The organism is Citrobacter sp. C6_1, assembly GCF_014596835.2.
Classification (GTDB): Bacteria; Pseudomonadota; Gammaproteobacteria; order Enterobacterales; family Enterobacteriaceae; genus Citrobacter; species Citrobacter pasteurii.
In genome coordinates this window covers 3,354,617-3,372,521 of record NZ_CP115031.1, presented here as the reverse complement: position 1 = coordinate 3,372,521, position 17,905 = coordinate 3,354,617, and the positions used below count along the sequence as shown (strand labels likewise).

Sequence of the window (17,905 nt, the reverse complement as noted above, 5' to 3'; positions counted from 1 at the left end):
TGAGTTGTTGGCGATGGTTGGCACGCGGATGTGCTACCCGGTATGTCGATTTTCGAAAATAGTGATCCCTTCCGGGCCAGGCGGAATTAAAAATGAGCCGAAAGGAAATCTGTTAATAATTAACTGTGATTACTATCCTTAAATAAGTCAGTTACGGCTGGCTATAGTGAGAAATGGTGTACTTGAGCCGGGTATTACTTTTACCCAGCTTTCTGGCAATGTTGCTTTTGTACGCCCCGATTGTTTTTTCACTTTTTTGCGATACTCCGGCGATTTGTGCCAGTGACCACCCGCGGGCCAGCATCATCATCACATTGAATTCGTTGGTCGTTATTTTTGTTTGTATTTCTTTGATATTGCGTTGATTTTTGTTTTCGGTGATACGAGTGATTGTTTGCAATAGCTGATCAAGACAGGTGTCCTGATCGAGGAACTGCAGAGCCATTCCGCACACTGTTTGAAAAATAGAAAAAGTGGCTTCATCGGCTAATACGATGATCGTTGTGGATGGTCGTATAGCCATGTTGCGGATAATCCTGGCATATTTTAAAAAATCTGACTTGTCAGGATTAATAATGATGCAATCCGTTTCATAAGATAGCGTTTGGACGGCAGAAAGCGTCTGGGAGGAATGGTACGCGATATCAATATATAATGATGAGCCACGTAGGATTTCTCGCATGCCAAGCCAGGGGTAAATTGAGTCACCCAAAAAAATAGCTTTAGACATAACGATCTCCTTGAAATTTTGGTGCAAGCAGTCGCCTCTTTTTTTGGTTAAAAAAGAGTTTCTCGCGATGCATGAAATGTTAATTAATTCTCGTATGCCCTAAATAATTCAAGTTACAGGAAGTCCGGGGGAAAATTCCCAGGCGTACAGATACTATGTGGCTGAGGTGAACTAACGCAGCCAACGCATATGTAACTTGAATTATGACGGGTATATTCGCTCTTTGCTTTGAACGGATCCTTTTTTATTCGGATATCAACAGATAATATCTGTCTTTATTTAAATCATTAACTATTCTTAAAGTGGATATTACACTTTGTTAAAATTTAAGATAAATCGTTTATATCACCTCTGTGAAGATGATTGATAGATTTCGCTTATTGATCGGCGAGGTTTTGTGTCCCCCGATTCGACAATGACAGGGAATTCCTATAGGTTTAGAAGGGGAATATTGTTAATTGTTATTAATTTCAAACAGATATGTGATTTTCTTAACGGGGAAGGAAACTACCAGGAGAATTCTTAATCAAAGGCCGGGCAGTGAAGGAGCTAAATGTTTGGAAGGAGAAAATAGTGTTTGATTTGAATTAATGCGCTGTAAATGAATGTAATTTAGATTTATATTCTTTATTTATTAATATTTTAAGATGTTTAATCTAAAGTAAGCTTTTCGTGCTTAATCTAAAAATCAGTCTTGCAGCCGCTTTTTTGTCTGCTTTTTGTACGCACGTTTTCTCAGCCAGCCAATAGCTCTTGTTCCACTTGTTGTACCTGCATTTCCAGCGTAGTGCGGATTTCTGTCAGTGCCCGTTGCTGATCGGAAAAGTAGGCTTCTTTGTCTGTTACTGAAGTGGCAAGACGCCAGGCGTTTTCCGCTTCCAGATCGCTAATCTCTTTGAGCAGCGCATTAATTTGCTCCCTGAGCTGCTGAATCTTGCTACGTAAATGTTGTAGATCGTTTAATCGGTCACTTGCCATCATCGGTTCGAGCCCGGTTTGTAACTGGGTCAGTAATGCCCGAACTGCGGCCAGATCGGCATTTTGTCGTGCCTGATTAAGCTGCACCATCATCTGATGGGCTTTCTCTTTCAGGTCATCCGCTACCACGTCCGGGTGGCAAAGGCGGCTGGCCTGACGCCACAGGCGTTTTAACTCATTACGTTCATCTGCTGAAAGCCGCTGGTCGCGGGTGTAACGGTGCTGAGCATCCTGCTGTTGTTCCTGATATTCATCATATTCATGGCTGGCTTCCTCCTGTGCCTGACGGGTCGCGCTGTCGTCCTGGCGAGAAAAGTCGTTTTCCAGTTCACGAATTTCCGCCAGCAGGGCGGTGATAAGCTCAGTCTGTTGCTGAATGCGCTGGCGAGTTTCCACGGATTCGCGGGAGTCCGAACTCAGATTTACCCACTGCTGCTTGAGTTTCGCCAGTTGATCAACGGCCTGTGAAATATAGTGCAGACAGGACTGATAATCTTTTTCCCGACGTTTTCGTTCTGCTTCCTGCTTACGTTGCGCGCTGGCGGCCAGTTGTTTACGCAGTTCGAGAATTCGGCTCATCAACGGTCCGAGGCGAAGATGGTACAGGTCATTGAAATCATCGAGGATTTGAATACGCGTGTTGCGCTTATCAATCAGATCACGCAGTTGGGTTTCAAGCGCTTTCAGTTCGAGCTTACTGGCGGCAATGCCGGGGTCCTGCCACGTTGATACTGCGCGCTGGGATTGTAGCCAGTGTGTAATTTCACGCAGGGCATCGCCGAAACGCCGTTCTTCAATCGCCTGCACGATGACGCCGGGAATGACTGGCAAAGGTTCATTTTTCAGATGCGCCAACTGCTGGAAAATAATCTCTTCATCTTCCAGTTCGATGGCGCTTTTGACGATCTCAAGTCGTTTAATGATCTTATTCATGACAGTCGTTGCCTGGCGTAGTTCAAAAACGGGTGACTGAACCACGCCAGGTTCACCCGTTTGAAAATGTTGGAAAAACAGTAAAGTGCATTCTGTGGCCTGCGATGCCTTCTCGTCCAGAATAATTCACTGTAATGATGAAAAAGCGGTATTAGCGCGCACTTCTTCGCGTCTTTAAACCCTCGTTTCATCTTTTTTATTCACCGGCTAATTATTCTTGATATGATAAAGATAATGCGTATAGTTCTCATTCACTTTTTTGTTATTAGCAATCTGCATGAATTCTGGTAAGGATCCCGACAATGAAAAAAACAACATCCGCTCTGGCATTGTTGGCTGCCATTGCATTAAGCGGCTGTACAGCTGACGCTACGCCAGCCAGTAACCCGCTGGCACAGGAAAAAGCAATCGCACCGGCAGCAACGGATATTCAGCAGCGCGCACTGGCTGACGGCTTGTATGAAATGGCGCTGAGTCCAGCAGGTGATGCGCTGTACGTCGCCAGTGCGGAAGGGTTCAAAGATGTTCAGGGTGGGGTGATTTACAAGCTGGATCCGCAAACGCTGAAGACCATCGGTCTGAGCCACACCGATCTGAAAAACTTTGGTATGGCTATCTCGCCAGACGGTAAAACGGTGTATGTCACCAACTCCCTGGATGGTGGCCTAAGCGCGCTGAATGCCGCAGACGGCAAAGTGAAGAATCGCGTGCTGTTCCCGGAACGTAACCCGCAGGGTTTCCCATACGGTGCGCGCCAGGTACTGCTGCATAACGGTCTGCTCTATATTGGCGCCGTTGCCGATCCGGCGGTGATCTGGGTGGTTGATGCCGAAACGCTGAAACTAAAAACCCGGATTAAAAATACCGGTAAATGGATGACCGGACTGCATTACTCAGAAATGACGCAGCGTATTTATGCGGCAAATGGCGGCGGTGAAATCCTGGTTATCAACCCGCGTACTCAGCGCGTTGAAAAACGCTGGCAGCCGCTGGGCGATAAACCCGCGTTGCTGTTGAATATGGCGGAAGACCCGCAAACTGGTCGCCTGTTTGTCACCGACAATTCCAAAGCGAAAACGACATTGGTGTTGGATATTCATACGGGCAAGCTGCTCAAACAGCTGGATATCGGGGATTCGCTGGCGGTGAAATTCAATGCGAAGCGTAATGAAATCTATATTACCCAGCGTGATTCCGGAAAATTGCTTAGCCTGAATGCAACGGATTACAGCGTGAAGAAAAGCTGGGATCTCCTCCCCAATCCAAACAGCCTGTTGCTCTCTGCTGATGGTCAAACCTTGTTTGTCACCGTGAAACAGAAATTCAATAAAGACCACTCCACCTCCGCGCCAGATAACGTGGTGCGTATTGATCTGAATAAATAATAACAACATGTTGCCGGGGCGCTCTCCGGCAACGTCGTCAGACTTTTAATGGCATGGCTATGGACAACACTAAAACATACGCACACTTAATGAGAAAAACTGTGCTGGCCGCTACTGTTGGCGCGCTTTCCGGCACGGTGAATGCAACTGAGGCCCCCACAGAAGCGGAAGAGACCATTGTGGTACAGGCTGCAGAGGGACGTGATTTTAAGCCCGGTGGCGATACGTTACTGCCTGCTTTTCTCGACGGTCAGGTCGCCAATGGCGGCAGGTTGGGGATGCTTGGTCAGCAAAATGCCATGGATGTGCCATTTAACGTTATAAGCTACACCTCAAAACTGGTCGAAGATCAGCAAGCTAAGACCGTAGCCGATGTTGTCGCCAATGACGCGAGCGTGCAGGCGGTACAAGGCTATGGTAACTACGCAGAGACATACCGTATTCGCGGTCTGAAACTTGACGGCGATGATATGACCTTTGGTGGATTATCCGGTGTGCTGCCGCGCCAGGTGGTGGATACGCAGATGATCGATCGCGTTGAAATCTTTAAAGGCGCGAATGGATTGCTCAATGGCGCGGCCGGTAGCGGCGTTGGCGGGATGATTAATCTTGAACCCAAGCATGCAGACGATACGCCGATCACACGCCTTGGTATGGATTACACCAGTGACTCACAGGTGGGAACGTCGCTCGATGCCGGACGCCGTTTTGGTGACAATAACCAGGTTGGCGCCCGTGTGAATCTGTTGCATCGTGAAGGGGAGGGGGCGGTTGACGATGATAAACGTCGTACCACGCTGGCAGCGCTGGGACTGGATTACCGTGGCGACCGTTTCCGCAGTTCATTAGACGTCGGGTATCAAAAAAAGACGTTTCACGGTGGCAACATGGGGATCAATGTCTACTATGTGCCATTTGTCCCCGATCTGCCGAAAAATACGCACAACTATAGCCAGAGATGGGGTTATAGCGATATTGAAAATGAGTTCGGAATGGCGCGCACGGAATATGATCTGACCGATAACTGGATCGCTTATGCCGGTTTAGGTGCGCAGCACGCGCATGAAATTGGTTTGTACAGTGCCCCGGAAATATACAACCAGGCCGGTGACGCCAAAGCCGGACGCCTTGATACCAATCGTATTATTGATGCGTTCAGCGGGATGGCAGGGCTGCGCGGGAATTTTGATACGGGTTTTGTGTCGCATAAGGTTAATGTAGGTTATTCCGCCGTCACTAAAGAAGACAAAATCGCCTGGCGTATGGGATCACGTGCCGCACGTCCGGACGTCAATATCTACGATACGCAAGATGTAGCAAAACCAGCGGTGACGGCGACGGGAGGCAACTATAGCGATCCGTTAACCAGTGGACGTACGCGTAGTCAGGGGTGGTTACTCAGCGATACGTTGGGCGTGCTTGATGATCAGCTTCTGTTTACCGTCGGCGCCCGTCACCAAAAGGTTGTGGTTCGTGATTACAACAAAGAAACAGGCGCTGAAAACGTTAAGAACAGTTTTGATGACAGCCGCTGGATGCCGACGTACGGTGTCGTATATAAGCCGTGGCAGGAACTTTCTCTTTATGCGAATCATACCGAATCGCTACAGCCAGGCAGCACCGCGCCAAGCAGTGCGGTGAACTACGGTCAAAGCACCGGAATCATCCATGCAAAACAGAATGAGGTTGGGGTCAAAACAGACTTTGGCCGTGTAGGCGGTTCACTGGCGTTGTTTGAAATCAAAATGCCGGTTGCGCAGTTGGATAGCCAGACCCGGTATTACGCCATCAACGGTGAGCAGCGTAATCGTGGCGTGGAGCTGAATGTTTTTGGTGAGCCGGTGTTAGGACTGCGGCTGAACGCCAGTGCAACGTGGCTGGATGCGACGCTCAGTAAAAATCAAAACGGTGTCAACAACGGTAAGACGGCAATCGGCGTACCGGACTTCTATGCGGTGCTGGGGGCTGAATATGATATTAAACCTGTTGAAGGACTCACCGCGACGGCACGGCTGAACCATTCTGGCGCTCAGTATGCCAACGCGGCAAATACCAAGAAACTCGACAGTTTTACCACACTGGATTTAGGTGTGCGTTACCGTATGTCACTCAATCAAAACCAGAACCAGATGATTTTGCGTGCAGGGGTCGATAACGTCACCAACGAGAATTACTGGTCAGGTATTGATGATACCGGGACTTATCTGTTCCAGGGCGAGCCACGCACGCTGAAGGTTTCCGTCAGTTACGACTTCTGATTTTTTTCCTGGGCCTCGGTGCGTTGGGCAAGGATGCCCGGCGTATCCAAACGATTGCGCCTTGCGACAACCAGGTTGAAATGTTAAAAGAAGCCCCTTCAATAAAAACCACACAGGGGTAGGGCGTGAAAAACGCGTCAACTGCATCTGACACCAGCGTGTCTGATGCCGCGTCGACGAATGAACCGACGCTTCAGCGGGGGTTGCAAAACCGCCATATTCAGTTAATTGCGCTGGGCGGCGCAATTGGTACAGGCTTGTTTCTGGGAATCGGCCCCGCTATTCAGATGGCGGGACCTGCTGTATTACTCGGTTACGGTGTTGCCGGGATCATCGCGTTTCTGATCATGCGTCAGTTGGGCGAAATGGTGGTTGAAGAACCCGTTTCAGGATCGTTTGCCCACTTTGCCTATAAATACTGGGGTCCGTTCGCGGGTTTCTTGTCTGGCTGGAACTACTGGGTAATGTTTGTGCTGGTTGGCATGGCAGAACTCACCGCAGCCGGAATTTATATGCAGTACTGGCTGCCTGATGTCCCAACCTGGATTTGGGCTGCGGCTTTCTTCGTGATTATCAATGCGGTCAACCTGGTCAACGTGCGTCTGTATGGCGAAACGGAGTTTTGGTTTGCGCTGATCAAAGTCCTGGCGATTATCGGCATGATTGGCTTTGGTATCTGGATGCTGGTTTCCGGCAACGGCGGCGAACATGCAAGCATTGATAACCTCTGGCGCTATAACGGCTTTTTCGCGACTGGCTGGAACGGACTGATCCTGTCGTTGGCGGTGATTATGTTCTCGTTTGGTGGTCTGGAACTGATCGGAATTACCGCTGCCGAAGCGCAGGATCCGCAAAAAAGTATCCCGAAAGCGGTAAACCAGGTGGTGTATCGTATTTTGCTGTTTTACATCGGCTCATTGGTGGTGCTGTTGGCGCTGTATCCGTGGGTGGAAGTGAAATCCAACAGCAGCCCGTTTGTGATGATTTTCCATAATCTTGACAGTAACGTGGTGGCTTCTGCGCTGAATTTTGTCATTCTGGTGGCTTCGCTGTCGGTGTATAACAGTGGCGTCTACTCTAACAGCCGTATGCTGTTTGGTCTGTCGGTACAGGGAAATGCACCGAAGTTCTTAACCCGAGTCAGCCGTCGTGGCGTACCGGTAAACTCATTGATTCTCTCCGGCGCGATTACGTCGCTGGTGGTGCTGATCAACTATGTGTTGCCGCAAAAAGCCTTCAGCCTGTTGATGGCGCTGGTGGTTGCGACGCTGCTATTGAACTGGATTATGATCTGTCTGGCGCACCTGCGTTTCCGGGCGGCAATGCGTCGTAAGGGGCGTGATACTCAGTTTAAAGCGTTGCTGTATCCGGCGGGTAACTACGTGTGTATCGCCTTCCTCGGCATGATTCTGGTGCTGATGTGCACCATGGATGATATGCGCCTGTCCGCTATCCTGCTGCCCGTGTGGATCCTGTTCCTGTTCGTGGCATTCAAACTGCTGCGTCGCAAGTCCCGCTAATATCTAACCGATCTCATCCTGGTGATGAGATCGGTGATTTATCTATTCTGCAGATTAACGCTGAAATACGCCTGACAGCGCACGAATATCATTTCCGGTAGGGGATTGATGAATGCGTAAACCAAATTCTTCGACGACGGCAAAAATATGGTCGAAGATATCAGCCTGAATACTTTCATATTCCAGCCACACCACCGTATTGGTAAACGCATAAATTTCAATCGGTAAACCGTGGTCATCTGGTGCAAGTTGGCGCACCATTAATGTCATATCTTTGCGAATACGCGGGTGGTGACGCAAATACTCGTTCAGATAAGCGCGGAAGGTGCCGATATTGGTCATCTGGCGATGATTCAATACAGACTCAGGCGCATCTAATTGCTGGTTCCACTCGCTGATTTCCTGGTGACGCGTGGTTAAATAGGGTTTCAGCAGATGCGCTTTATGCAATCGCTGGCGTTCATCCTCATCAAGAAAATGGATGCTGGTGGCATCAATGCTGATGCTGCGTTTAATTCTCCGACCACCGGAAGCCGACATCCCGCTCCAGTTTTTAAACGAGTCTGATACCAATGACCAGGTGGGGATAGTGGTGATGGTATTATCCCAGTTGCGTACTTTTACCGTGGTTAATCCAATATCAATAACCGCGCCATCGGCACCGTATTTCGGCATTTCCAGCCAGTCGCCCAGCTTGAGCATATCGTTGGCTGAAAGCTGAATACCGGCGACCAGTCCGAGGATCGGATCTTTAAATACCAGCATTAAGACGGCGGCCATCGCGCCCAGACCGCTAATCAGTATTGCCGGGGACTGGCCAATCAGCAGAGAGATCATCAGGATCCCGACGATAATTGCGCCGATTAACTTGATGCCCTGAAATATTCCTTTCAACGGCAGTTGTGATGCGGCAGGGAGCTTTTGTGACAGATTGAGAATCACGTCCAGCAGGGAGAATAAAGACATCAGGGCGTACATCATGATCCACAGCTGTGCGCAGGTTACTAATATTTCTGCGGCTTCACTGCCTTTCTGTAGCCAGAGTGCGGCCTGTATATTGACAATGATACCTTGCAGCGTGAATGCCAGTCGGTGAAATAATTTGTTCTGCGTGATGATTTGTAGCCATAGACGGGAGCTGGCGTTGGCGCGCTTTTCAAATGCGCGTAATACCACCCAGTGCAAAATAACGTGAACAATAATGGCGGTGATAAAAATAATGCCAAAAATCATCACCAGCGAGGTGGTGTGATTTATTTCAATGCCGAGTTCTTCTACCTGAGATATCAATTCCTGCATAATGTCTCCTTAATAAACAGCGGTCTATGATGACCGCTGTGTGGAGCTTATGCAAATGTGGGGATCAGACTTCTGTCAGCGTCGTTTCTTGCGGCAGACGTGATTTTGGCAGGGCGGCGTTGAAGTCTTCTACGCTGTGATGACCCACCGGGACCACAACAACGCTGGTGTAACCTTTTTCTTTCAGACCAAACTCTGCATCCATGATGGCCGCATCAAAGCCTTCAATCGGTACAGCATCCAGACCCATTGCCGCCACACCCAGCAGGAAGTTACCAACGTTCAGGTACACCTGTTTCGCCATCCAGTGGTTGTCGTCTTTAAGTTCCTTGCGGTGCAGGTCGGCAAAGAATGTACGACCTTTGTGGTTTGCGGCTTTGGCTTCCGGGGTAGCAAAGCGTCCATCGCGCTCTTCTTGATCCACCACGCGTTCCAGCCACGCATCGTCCATCGTCGTTTTGGCGCAGAACACCACGACGTGGGAAGCATCCAGCATTTTACGTTCGTTGAACACAAAGCCGCCGGCTGCGGATTTAGCCACCCGCGCTTTTCCTTCGTCAGTGCTGGCAACGATAAAGTGCCACGGCTGAGAGTTGGTACTGGACGGACTAAACTGCAGCAGTGTTTTTAATTTTTCTGCTTGCTCAGCGGTCAGTTTTTTATTCGGATCGAATGCCTTAGTGGAGTAACGTTTTAAGGCGACAGAAACAATATCCATAACTACTCCTGGTGGTTTTTCGTACCCTGCGGGTGCGTTTTGTTTCAGCAGGGTACAGGGTTAGCGGGAAAAAGATAAGACAGAAAAAAGCAAAAACACTTATTGGAGTTAACGATAAATCAGTCTGGACGCAGGCGTTTTTGATCCCGCTTAGGCAGGCCGTCTACCACCCGGTGCCATGAGTCGTTCACCAGGTCAGTCAGTAATGACTCGCTAATATCATCGCCGGGGTAGACGGATATCCAGTGCTTTTTATTCATGTGATAGCCCGGTTCGATACTGCGGTAAATCTGCTGATTCAGCAGTGATTTTTGTGGATCAGACTTCAAATTAACCAACGGACGACCGCGCTGCTCTGAGACAATCATAAAAATCTTACCGCCGACTTTGAAGACATCGTATTCCGGGCCGAACGGCCAGCATTGCTCAGTAAAAGGCAGTTCGAGCGCAATACGTTTAGCACAAGCATGCAGCGTTTGGCCGTCCATTATTTTTCCTCGCGGGTCAGTGCGCGCCACATGGCCTCAAACCCCATCGAAATATATTCATTCGCGCGGGCAGGATCGCGGGCGGCAAATTCCATGGTTGTTTCTGCCAGTGAAAGAAAAAGCCCATCACCGAAGGCACGATATTCGTCAGACATAAATTCAGGGCGAACGGAACGATGACATAAATCGCGCAGTTCCGGGAACATATCGTCAGCCTGCTGTTCGGTTTCTTTGCTGATTTTCTCGCTGACGGCCAGTTGGCGGATAGTGCGATGTCCACAAGTATGGTCCAGACCCCAACTGATGTAGCTGTTCCAGATGGAGTGAGTCATGGTTTTGGCATCGGTCACTGAGCGATCCAGATTTGCCATCATTGACTGGCAGAGGTCTTGTTTTAAATGGAGGTAAAGCTCGTTGATCAGATCATCTTTTGTGGCGAAATAGCGAAACAACGTTCCCTCTGCGACACCTGCATTGCGGGCAATAACGGCGGTAGAGGCCGCAATGCCTGATTGTGCAAATGCTGCGGTTGCAGCTTCCAGTAATGCCTGTTTTTTGTCTTCACTCTTCGGACGAGCCACTACACTTTACCCCTAAGTCTGTAAAAAAATAGGATTGAATCACGGCCTTTGCCGCACCGCAACGGCGAATGTCAAAGATTGAAAATCATCTTGACGACAAACTTTCGATTTCTATAATGAGTGCTTACTCACTCATAATCAAGAGTCAGTCGCGCAACCCAGCGGAAAGGGGGCGCGTTTAAGGTCAGGATATGAAGCGTCTCACAGTTTGTGTGGTTGTTATTATGCTCATTGCCGCAGCAGCAAGTTTACCGTTTGTACTCAATGCCGGATTTGGTCAGGCGCCGCAAGGAGCACAACTGAGTCAGGTTGAACAGTCGCCACACTATCGTGATGGACAGTTTCATAATCAGGTCCCGACCTCGGGCTATACCGGCAACAAAGGTATGCTGGCGGCCTGGTGGGAGTTTCTGATCGCGAAGCGAGAAAACGCGCGACCCGCGCAGCCGTTGCCACTGGTTGCGACCGATCTCGCCAGTTTATCGCCACAGCAGGATACCCTTGTCTGGCTGGGACATTCCTCGTGGTATTTACAGTTGGCGGGCCAGCGTATTCTTATTGATCCGGTGTTGAGCAATTATGCCGCACCGTTTTCATTCCTGAATAAAGCTTTTGCTGGTGAGTATCCGTGGACTGCGCAGACGATGCCGGAGATCGATCTTCTTATTATCTCGCATGATCATTATGACCATCTGGATCTCGCCACCATCAAGGCCCTGATGCTGAAGATTAAGCGCGTGATTACGCCACTTGGCGTGGGATCGCACCTGCGTTACTGGGGAATGAACAGCGAGATTATTGAGGAACGTGACTGGAATCAATCCGTCAAAGTGACAGATTCGCTGATCGTCCATGTCCTGCCTGCCCGCCATTTTTCTGGCCGGGGGATTAAACGTAACCAAACGCTGTGGGCCAGTTTCATGTTTGAAACGCCGGAACAGAACGTTTACTACAGCGGCGACTCCGGCTACGGGCCGCATTTTAAAGCGATTGGCGAGCAGTTTGGCAAGGTCGATTTGGCAATCATGGAAAATGGTCAGTATGACCAGGACTGGAAGTTCATTCATATGATGCCGGAAGAAACCGCCCAGGCCGCGGCCGATCTGCACGCGAAAGCGGTATTACCCGGACATGCGGGTCGCTTCGTTCTGGCAAAACACACCTGGGATGATCCCTACAAAAGACTGGCACTTGCCAGTCGCCGCCAACATTACCGATTGCTGACGCCGATGCTGGGTGAGCCGGTAGCACTGTCCGAACCGGACCAACAGTTTACGGCCTGGTGGCAGCAGGCAACGCAATGAACAGAGGGGAGAGCATGATGACGATTTCTGCTCAGGTAATTGATACGATTGTTGAATGGATTGATGATAATTTGAACCAACCCTTGCGCATTGATGATATTGCGCGCCATGCGGGGTATTCAAAATGGCATCTGCAGCGCCTTTTTCTGCAGTACAAAGGCGAGAGCCTCGGGCGTTATATCCGTGAACGTAAGCTATTATTAGCGGCACGCGATCTGCGCGATACCGACCAAAAAGTTTACGATATCTGTTTGAAGTATGGCTTCGATTCGCAGCAGACTTTCACGCGTATTTTTACCCGTACGTTTAGCCAGCCGCCTGGGGCGTATCGTAAAGAAAATCACAGCCGCACACATTAACGGTATACGGGTTCTCGCGGGTCTATTCTGCCAGCGAGAACCAACGCCGCCAGATGAAGCGCAGTACAAAATATTCAATCACCCCGAGAAGCAAGAACCACAGACAAAACAACAAAGTATAAAACTGATTAAGATCCATTAAATGAAAGGTTGTGACTAACTTTTGCGCCAACACCAGGCCAAGCGAAGGGGCGGGCAGCAGCAGGCAGGAAAGCAGAGCCAACAGCAGTATCCCGGCGGCGGTCATCAGTGATTCAAGCGGGTGTTTCATGGCATTGTTAAACTTGAGTTAAAAAGCCATTGTCCGGGATATCGTTGGTTAACGCAAACGTCGCGCTTAATGCCCCGCCCAGATCTCACAGTGTTTTTTCACCAGTCCACTCAGCGAGCCACCGTTTGCCACAAAATCACGCATGTGCCGCACCTCATTGTGACCCTTTTTCACCTGCTGATGTAAGGTGTGAACGGCACTCGCTGCCCCCACTTTTTCCGCCGACGCTGCGACAGTGTCCAGTAAGCGTAGCGTGTCATCAGCCAGGCGATGGTGATCCCCGGTATTCACGTCGGTGAGTATTCCTTCCATCCCAAAACGACAGGCCTGAAAACGGTTGAACTTGTACAACAGATAATCATTTTCCTGATGCCTGAATGGCCGTTCGGTGAGTAACCAGTGGGCGGTAGCCTGAATAAGCCCGGCTATGTTGAGTGCGTGCTCAAGGGTCAGCGGGGTGTCCATCACCCGTACCTCTACTGTGCCAAAATGCGGACTGGGGCGGATGTCCCAGTGCAAATCTTTAATGCTGTCAATCATGCTGGTATACGCCAGTTGGCGAAAGAGCCTGGTAAATTCCTGCCAGTTGCTCACCCACGGCATCGGGCCATTATCGGGAAATCCGGAGAAAATGTTCAGCCGTGCACAGGCAAAGCGTGTATCAGCAGCCTGCATATAGGGCGAGGCCGCAGAGAGCGCAATAAAGTGGGGGACAAATCGCGACAGGCCGTGCAGCAGGTAAATCGCATCGTCACCGTTGGCACAGCCGATATGAACATGCTGACCGAAAACCGTGGCCTGCTGAATAAGGTAGCCGAAGTTCTCCAGATTCCGCCGATAGCGTTCGTCATCACACACTTCCTGACGCTGCCATGTTTGAAACGGGTGCGTACCACCGCCGCAGATGTCGAGGTGAAGCGTTTGGGCTGCGCGCAAAACAAGGTGCTGCATGGTGGAAAACTGCGCGGCTGCCTGGTCAACATCGCGACACACCCCGGTCGCCATTTCCAGCATACTTTCGGTGATATCGTGCTTCACCTCGCCGACGGTGAGTTCTGACTTCACGGCGTCAATCAACCTGGACGCGTCTTGGCTCAGATCGTAGCCCGGAGGATTGATTACCTGCATTTCCAGTTCAATGCCTAACGTAAAGGGGTCAGAGACATGAAAATCGGGTAGTGACATCGTGTTCTCCTGAGCGTTGATTTCTAATCAGTATAGAAGGGGCGGCGATTTTCTGTTCTGCGTGAAAAATCCCTGACCAGCGCTTTGAAGGTGAAATGGCGGGTGCTATAACGTGGTTTTTTACTTGCATAACAGGGGGTGAACAGTGCCAGAGATAAATCTGTATGGGCAGACGGTGGGTGATGCCCTGCCGGACTGGAATGGCGCAACCGCGCTGCCACGGAGTGTGCTTATTGGTCAATATTGCCGTCTGGAGCCCCTGGACGCTGACAGCCATGCCGCCGATCTGTTTGACGCCTACGCGCAGGCACCTGACGAACGTGACTGGACCTGGCTTGCCAGCACGCGTCCTGCGAGCGTAGAGGAGGCCGTGCGTTGGGTCACGGGCAAATCAACGGATGCCTCTTTGGTTCCCTATGCGGTGATTGATTTACAATCCGGGCGCGCCGTAGGGTTAGTCTCATTTATGGCGATCGACCTTGTAAATGGCTCGGTCGAGATAGGCCATGTGACCTGGTCGCCACGAATGAAGAATACGGTACTGGGTACAGAAACCGTCTGGCTGTTGCTACGCCAGGCGTTTGCGCTGGGCTATCGTCGCGTGGAGTGGAAATGCGATTCCCTGAACATCGCATCCCGACGTGCGGCGGAGCGTTTAGGGTTTATCCATGAAGGTCGCTTTCGCCAAAAGATGGTGCGTAAGGGGCGCAACCGCGACAGCGACTGGCTATCAATGATTGACGATGAGTGGCCACAGCGTGACGCTGTTTTGCAGCGTTGGCTGGCTGTCGACAACTTTGATGAAAACGGGCGACAACGCCGATCGCTGGCGGCGTTTCAACCGGCATAGTACGTTTGCCTTGATCACTCAGACTGAAAAGGCCGGGGCCGGGCATAGGGTAATGATGTTTTCTTCACGCCGAAACCAGCTAACGTTAACGCTCAGCCCGGCGAGGCTTTGCGAAAATGACGGCGTAATTTGCAAGGTGATCTGCGTCGTGGTGAGAGCGATAACGTTGGCGCTGGAGAAGCCCGGAAGGTGCGTCAAATGCGCTGAAAACGCCTTATACAGACTCTCTTTGGCGCTGAAGGCCAGGGTTAAGGCAAGTGGAAAGGGGAGTGATGCGTGAAGCAAAACCTGTCGCTCAGTGTTGTCGATAATGCTGTCAGTCAGCTCAACTGCGACCTGCGGCGAAAAAATAGCTTCAATATCCAGTCCGACGGGGTGGCATGAGACGACAGCCAGTGCCGTTGTTGCGCTATGGCTGATACTGCCAAAGAGGCCATGTGGCCACAGCGGTTGTCGCTGTTCGCCGATGCCGGGCACCGTTTTGATACCGTATTCACGTAAAGCATGTATTGCGGCGATACGTCCTGCCAGATGTTCTGCTTTACGTTTACGTGCGCCAGCGGTTAGCTGGGCATGGTGAGGGAGCCAGAGCAGATCGTGTTCGTGAAAGCTGTTGGGATCGAACTCAACAATGTGCAGCGTCTGGTCTGCGAAAGTGAGTGGTGTGTGCGTTGTGTGCATCATAGTTATGATTTCCCTCTCCCCGCAGCGAGGAGAGGGAAAGCGTTATCAGAAGTGCGTGTTAACGCTCATGAACCACGTACGACCCGGTTCGTTATAGGTGTACGCGCCAGCGCCCGCCATATAATTACCGGTAACGATATCACCAGTGGTCTGGGCATTGCCTTCACGCCACAGACGTTTGTCAAAGACGTTATCCACGCCGCCGGTCAGGCTGACGTTTTTGGTCACGTCCCAGGTCGCGCTCAGGCCGACGATGCTGTACGGACTCACTTCTTGTGCCGAGCTGCCGGTCACCGGTTTACCCTGGTAATCGTATTTCTTCGGCTGCTGTTTGCCGTACCAGGTAAAGGTGGATTGCAGTGACAGATCTTCACGCGCCTGCCAGCTCAATGTTGAGTTCAGCGTGTACTCAGGAATAATCGACAGACGTTCGCCAGTCTCTTTATTCTTGCTTTGCAGCATGTAGGTGATGTTGTTGGTCCAGGTAACGGTTTCGCTAACCGGCACGTTCAACGTTCCTTCCAGGCCTTCTACCACCGCTTTAGGAATGTTTCCCCACTGATAGATATCGGTGTAGGTTGTTGTGGTCTTGCCCGTTGTTGCGTTTTTCTTGCTGATCGAGGTTCTGTCAAACGGTACCGTACCTGCTTCAATCTTGTTACGGTAATCGTTGCGGAACCAGGTGATGCCGGCCAGCCAGCCGTCACGTTTGAACTCGAGACCAATCTCTTTGTTGATGCTGGTTTCAGCTTTCAGGTCATCGTTACCCATCATGTAGCAGCCAATACCGCTGGCAGAACCGGTGGCATAACAGCCCTGGCCTTTACTGTACAGAATGTAATTTGGGTTGAGTTGGTACAGGCTTGGTGCTTTATAGGCGCGCGCGATGCCCATTTTCAGCGTAAAGTCGTCGCCCAAACCTTGAGACAGATTCAGCGACGGGCTCCAGTTGTCGCCCACAATGCTGTGGTGATCGAAACGCAGACCCGGTGTCAGCATGGTGCTGTCGGTCAGCTCCATGTTGTTTTCGGCAAACAGAGAGAAGATCTCGGCTTTCGAATATGGGCTGCGATCGGTGCTGCTGTAGCCTGGAATATTACCGCCCATAAAGGACTGCGAGTTAGACAGCATGTCCTTCATGCGCTGCTGGTTCCATTCAGTACCCAGCGTCAGGTTTTGATTGACCAGCAGATCCAACGGAATGCTGATCTCACTGTGCAGCATGACGTCATTCAGGTCGGCATCGACATATTTTTGTGAAGCCGTCGGGTCGAAGATCCCCTCGGTTCCACCGGCCAGACCTTCCGGGGTGCGAGAGTTCCGCGTGTGTTCGTACTGCACCCAGTTGCTGGCGGTGACACCATTATCCCAGCCGCCGTTCCAGGTCAGCGAGTAGTTCTGACGGTACAGACGGTTAGTTTCTTTACCGTAGTTATCTTTCACCAACTGGTTAGTGTTGGTATTTTGCGTGTCACCCGCGTACAGGTTGCCCTGGCGGCTGTAACCCGCTTCCAGTTCCAGTGACTGAAGTGGGGCGAAATCCCAACGCACAATACCGTTGATGTCTTTGTTGATCACCCCTTCGCGACCGGCCGGTAAGGTATTGGAATACGTACCTGTACGTTCTGACTGATGGCCCTGGTTGATATCCCAGGCATCGGCCTGTGTTTTATCGAGGTTACCGTACAGACGGAAGCTGAAATCTCCGCCCATTGGACCATTCAGGCTAAAGTTGGTGCGTTTGGTCGAACCTTCGTCTTTGTGCTCCGGCGCGTTGAAATAGGTATCCCATGAACCGTGCCATTCACTGCTGCCTTTTTTGGTGATGATATTCACCACACCACCTGCCGCGCCGTTGCCGTAGCGTGCTGCTGCCGGGCCGCGCAGGACTTCAATGCGTTCTATCATTTCAGGTGGTACCCAGGCGGTATCACCGCGGGTATCACGCTCACCACGCCACCCCTGACGCACAGAGTTGCGGCTGGTGACCGGTTTGCCGTCGATCAGTATCAGGGTGTTTTCTGGGCCCATACCGCGAATATCAATCTGACGGTTGTTACCGCGCTGGCCGCTGGTTGAGTTACCGGTCAGGTTAACGCCTGGCATGGTACGGATGATTTCCGAGACGTCGCGAGCCGGAGGGTTCTTGCGGATTTCATCTGCGGTGATGGTTGAAACGCCCGGCGCCTGCAGGTTCTGCTGAGCGGCGGTGACGACGATGGTGTCTTCATGAGAGACGGCGGCGCTATCGGTTTTATCTTCTGCCATCGCAGGCAGTGCTACCCCGTAAATCCCTAAATTGACCAATAAGGCCAGTGAATGAATCTTGTTGTTCATTGTATGTCCTGCTTTCTTTTAGCCA

General features: G+C 50.8%; 16 protein-coding genes. 6 read left to right on the top strand and 10 right to left on the bottom strand.

Annotation, left to right across the window (positions count from 1 at the left end):
* Positions 1-151: 151 nt before the first annotated feature.
* Positions 152-730 (bottom strand): LuxR C-terminal-related transcriptional regulator, encoded by a 579-nt coding sequence (locus IB196_RS16320; RefSeq protein ID WP_040232609.1) that lies wholly within the window; start codon positions 728-730, stop codon positions 152-154.
* Between the two features lie 735 nt (positions 731-1,465).
* Positions 1,466-2,641, bottom strand: coding sequence for a DnaJ family molecular chaperone (locus IB196_RS16315; protein WP_182290815.1), 1,176 nt, complete (start codon positions 2,639-2,641; stop codon positions 1,466-1,468).
* Positions 2,642-2,943: 302 nt separating this feature from the next.
* Here IB196_RS16315 and IB196_RS16310 point away from each other — a divergent pair, with 302 nt between their 5' ends.
* The 3 genes from IB196_RS16310 to pheP all read left to right on the top strand — a co-directional run bounded on the left by IB196_RS16310 (position 2,944) and on the right by pheP (position 7,804).
* Positions 2,944-4,026: a YncE family protein gene (locus IB196_RS16310; RefSeq protein ID WP_182290813.1), complete on the top strand. Its 1,083-nt coding sequence runs from the start codon at positions 2,944-2,946 to the stop codon at positions 4,024-4,026.
* A 59-nt stretch (positions 4,027-4,085) separates the two neighbouring features.
* Positions 4,086-6,284 (top strand): TonB-dependent siderophore receptor, encoded by a 2,199-nt coding sequence (locus tag IB196_RS16305; RefSeq protein WP_188231772.1) that lies wholly within the window; start codon positions 4,086-4,088, stop codon positions 6,282-6,284.
* 125 nt (positions 6,285-6,409) lie between these two features.
* Entirely contained in the window at positions 6,410-7,804 is a 1,395-nt protein-coding gene (gene pheP / locus IB196_RS16300) for a phenylalanine transporter (RefSeq protein WP_061067477.1), read from the top strand.
* A 54-nt stretch (positions 7,805-7,858) separates the two neighbouring features.
* Here pheP and IB196_RS16295 read toward each other — a convergent pair whose 3' ends face one another.
* The 4 genes from IB196_RS16295 to IB196_RS16280 form a co-directional block, all read right to left on the bottom strand.
* A complete protein-coding gene (locus tag IB196_RS16295; RefSeq protein WP_188231773.1) occupies positions 7,859-9,103 on the bottom strand; it encodes a mechanosensitive ion channel family protein in 1,245 nt (414 codons plus the stop codon).
* Positions 9,104-9,167: 64 nt separating this feature from the next.
* Positions 9,168-9,821, bottom strand: a complete 654-nt coding sequence (nfsB, locus tag IB196_RS16290) for an oxygen-insensitive NAD(P)H nitroreductase (RefSeq protein ID WP_005122012.1) — start codon at positions 9,819-9,821, stop codon at positions 9,168-9,170.
* A gap of 119 nt (positions 9,822-9,940) precedes the next feature.
* Complete coding sequence (locus IB196_RS16285) at positions 9,941-10,309, bottom strand: MmcQ/YjbR family DNA-binding protein (RefSeq protein ID WP_005122011.1); 369 nt, start codon at positions 10,307-10,309, stop codon at positions 9,941-9,943.
* On the bottom strand, positions 10,309-10,890 hold the full coding sequence (locus IB196_RS16280; RefSeq protein ID WP_005122009.1) for a TetR/AcrR family transcriptional regulator: 582 nt from the start codon (positions 10,888-10,890) through the stop codon (positions 10,309-10,311). The genes IB196_RS16285 and IB196_RS16280 overlap by 1 nt, the downstream gene beginning before the upstream one ends.
* A 191-nt stretch (positions 10,891-11,081) precedes the next feature.
* Between IB196_RS16280 and IB196_RS16275 the strand changes: the two genes are divergently transcribed.
* The gene (locus IB196_RS16275; RefSeq protein ID WP_188231774.1) at positions 11,082-12,194 is read left to right on the top strand and encodes an MBL fold metallo-hydrolase; all 1,113 of its coding nucleotides are present in this window, start codon (positions 11,082-11,084) and stop codon (positions 12,192-12,194) included.
* Between the two features lie 17 nt (positions 12,195-12,211).
* Complete coding sequence (locus IB196_RS16270; RefSeq protein ID WP_005122005.1) at positions 12,212-12,553, top strand: RamA family antibiotic efflux transcriptional regulator; 342 nt, start codon at positions 12,212-12,214, stop codon at positions 12,551-12,553.
* A 22-nt stretch (positions 12,554-12,575) separates the two neighbouring features.
* Here the strand turns inward: IB196_RS16270 and IB196_RS16265 are convergent, their stop codons facing one another.
* Both IB196_RS16265 and IB196_RS16260 read right to left on the bottom strand, forming a co-directional pair.
* Positions 12,576-12,824: a DUF1158 family protein gene (locus tag IB196_RS16265; protein WP_005122002.1), complete on the bottom strand. Its 249-nt coding sequence runs from the start codon at positions 12,822-12,824 to the stop codon at positions 12,576-12,578.
* Positions 12,825-12,890: 66 nt separating this feature from the next.
* Positions 12,891-14,009, bottom strand: a complete 1,119-nt coding sequence (locus IB196_RS16260; protein WP_040232602.1) for a YbdK family carboxylate-amine ligase — start codon at positions 14,007-14,009, stop codon at positions 12,891-12,893.
* Between the two features lie 145 nt (positions 14,010-14,154).
* Between IB196_RS16260 and IB196_RS16255 the strand changes: the two genes are divergently transcribed.
* Positions 14,155-14,859, top strand: a complete 705-nt coding sequence (locus IB196_RS16255) for a GNAT family protein (RefSeq protein WP_005121998.1) — start codon at positions 14,155-14,157, stop codon at positions 14,857-14,859.
* A gap of 18 nt (positions 14,860-14,877) precedes the next feature.
* Here IB196_RS16255 and entD read toward each other — a convergent pair whose 3' ends face one another.
* Positions 14,878-15,540, bottom strand: a complete 663-nt coding sequence (entD, locus tag IB196_RS16250; protein ID WP_188231850.1) for an enterobactin synthase subunit EntD — start codon at positions 15,538-15,540, stop codon at positions 14,878-14,880.
* Positions 15,541-15,588: 48 nt separating this feature from the next.
* Positions 15,589-17,880: a TonB-dependent siderophore receptor gene (locus tag IB196_RS16245; protein ID WP_188231775.1), complete on the bottom strand. Its 2,292-nt coding sequence runs from the start codon at positions 17,878-17,880 to the stop codon at positions 15,589-15,591.
* Positions 17,881-17,905: the final 25 nt, after the last annotated feature.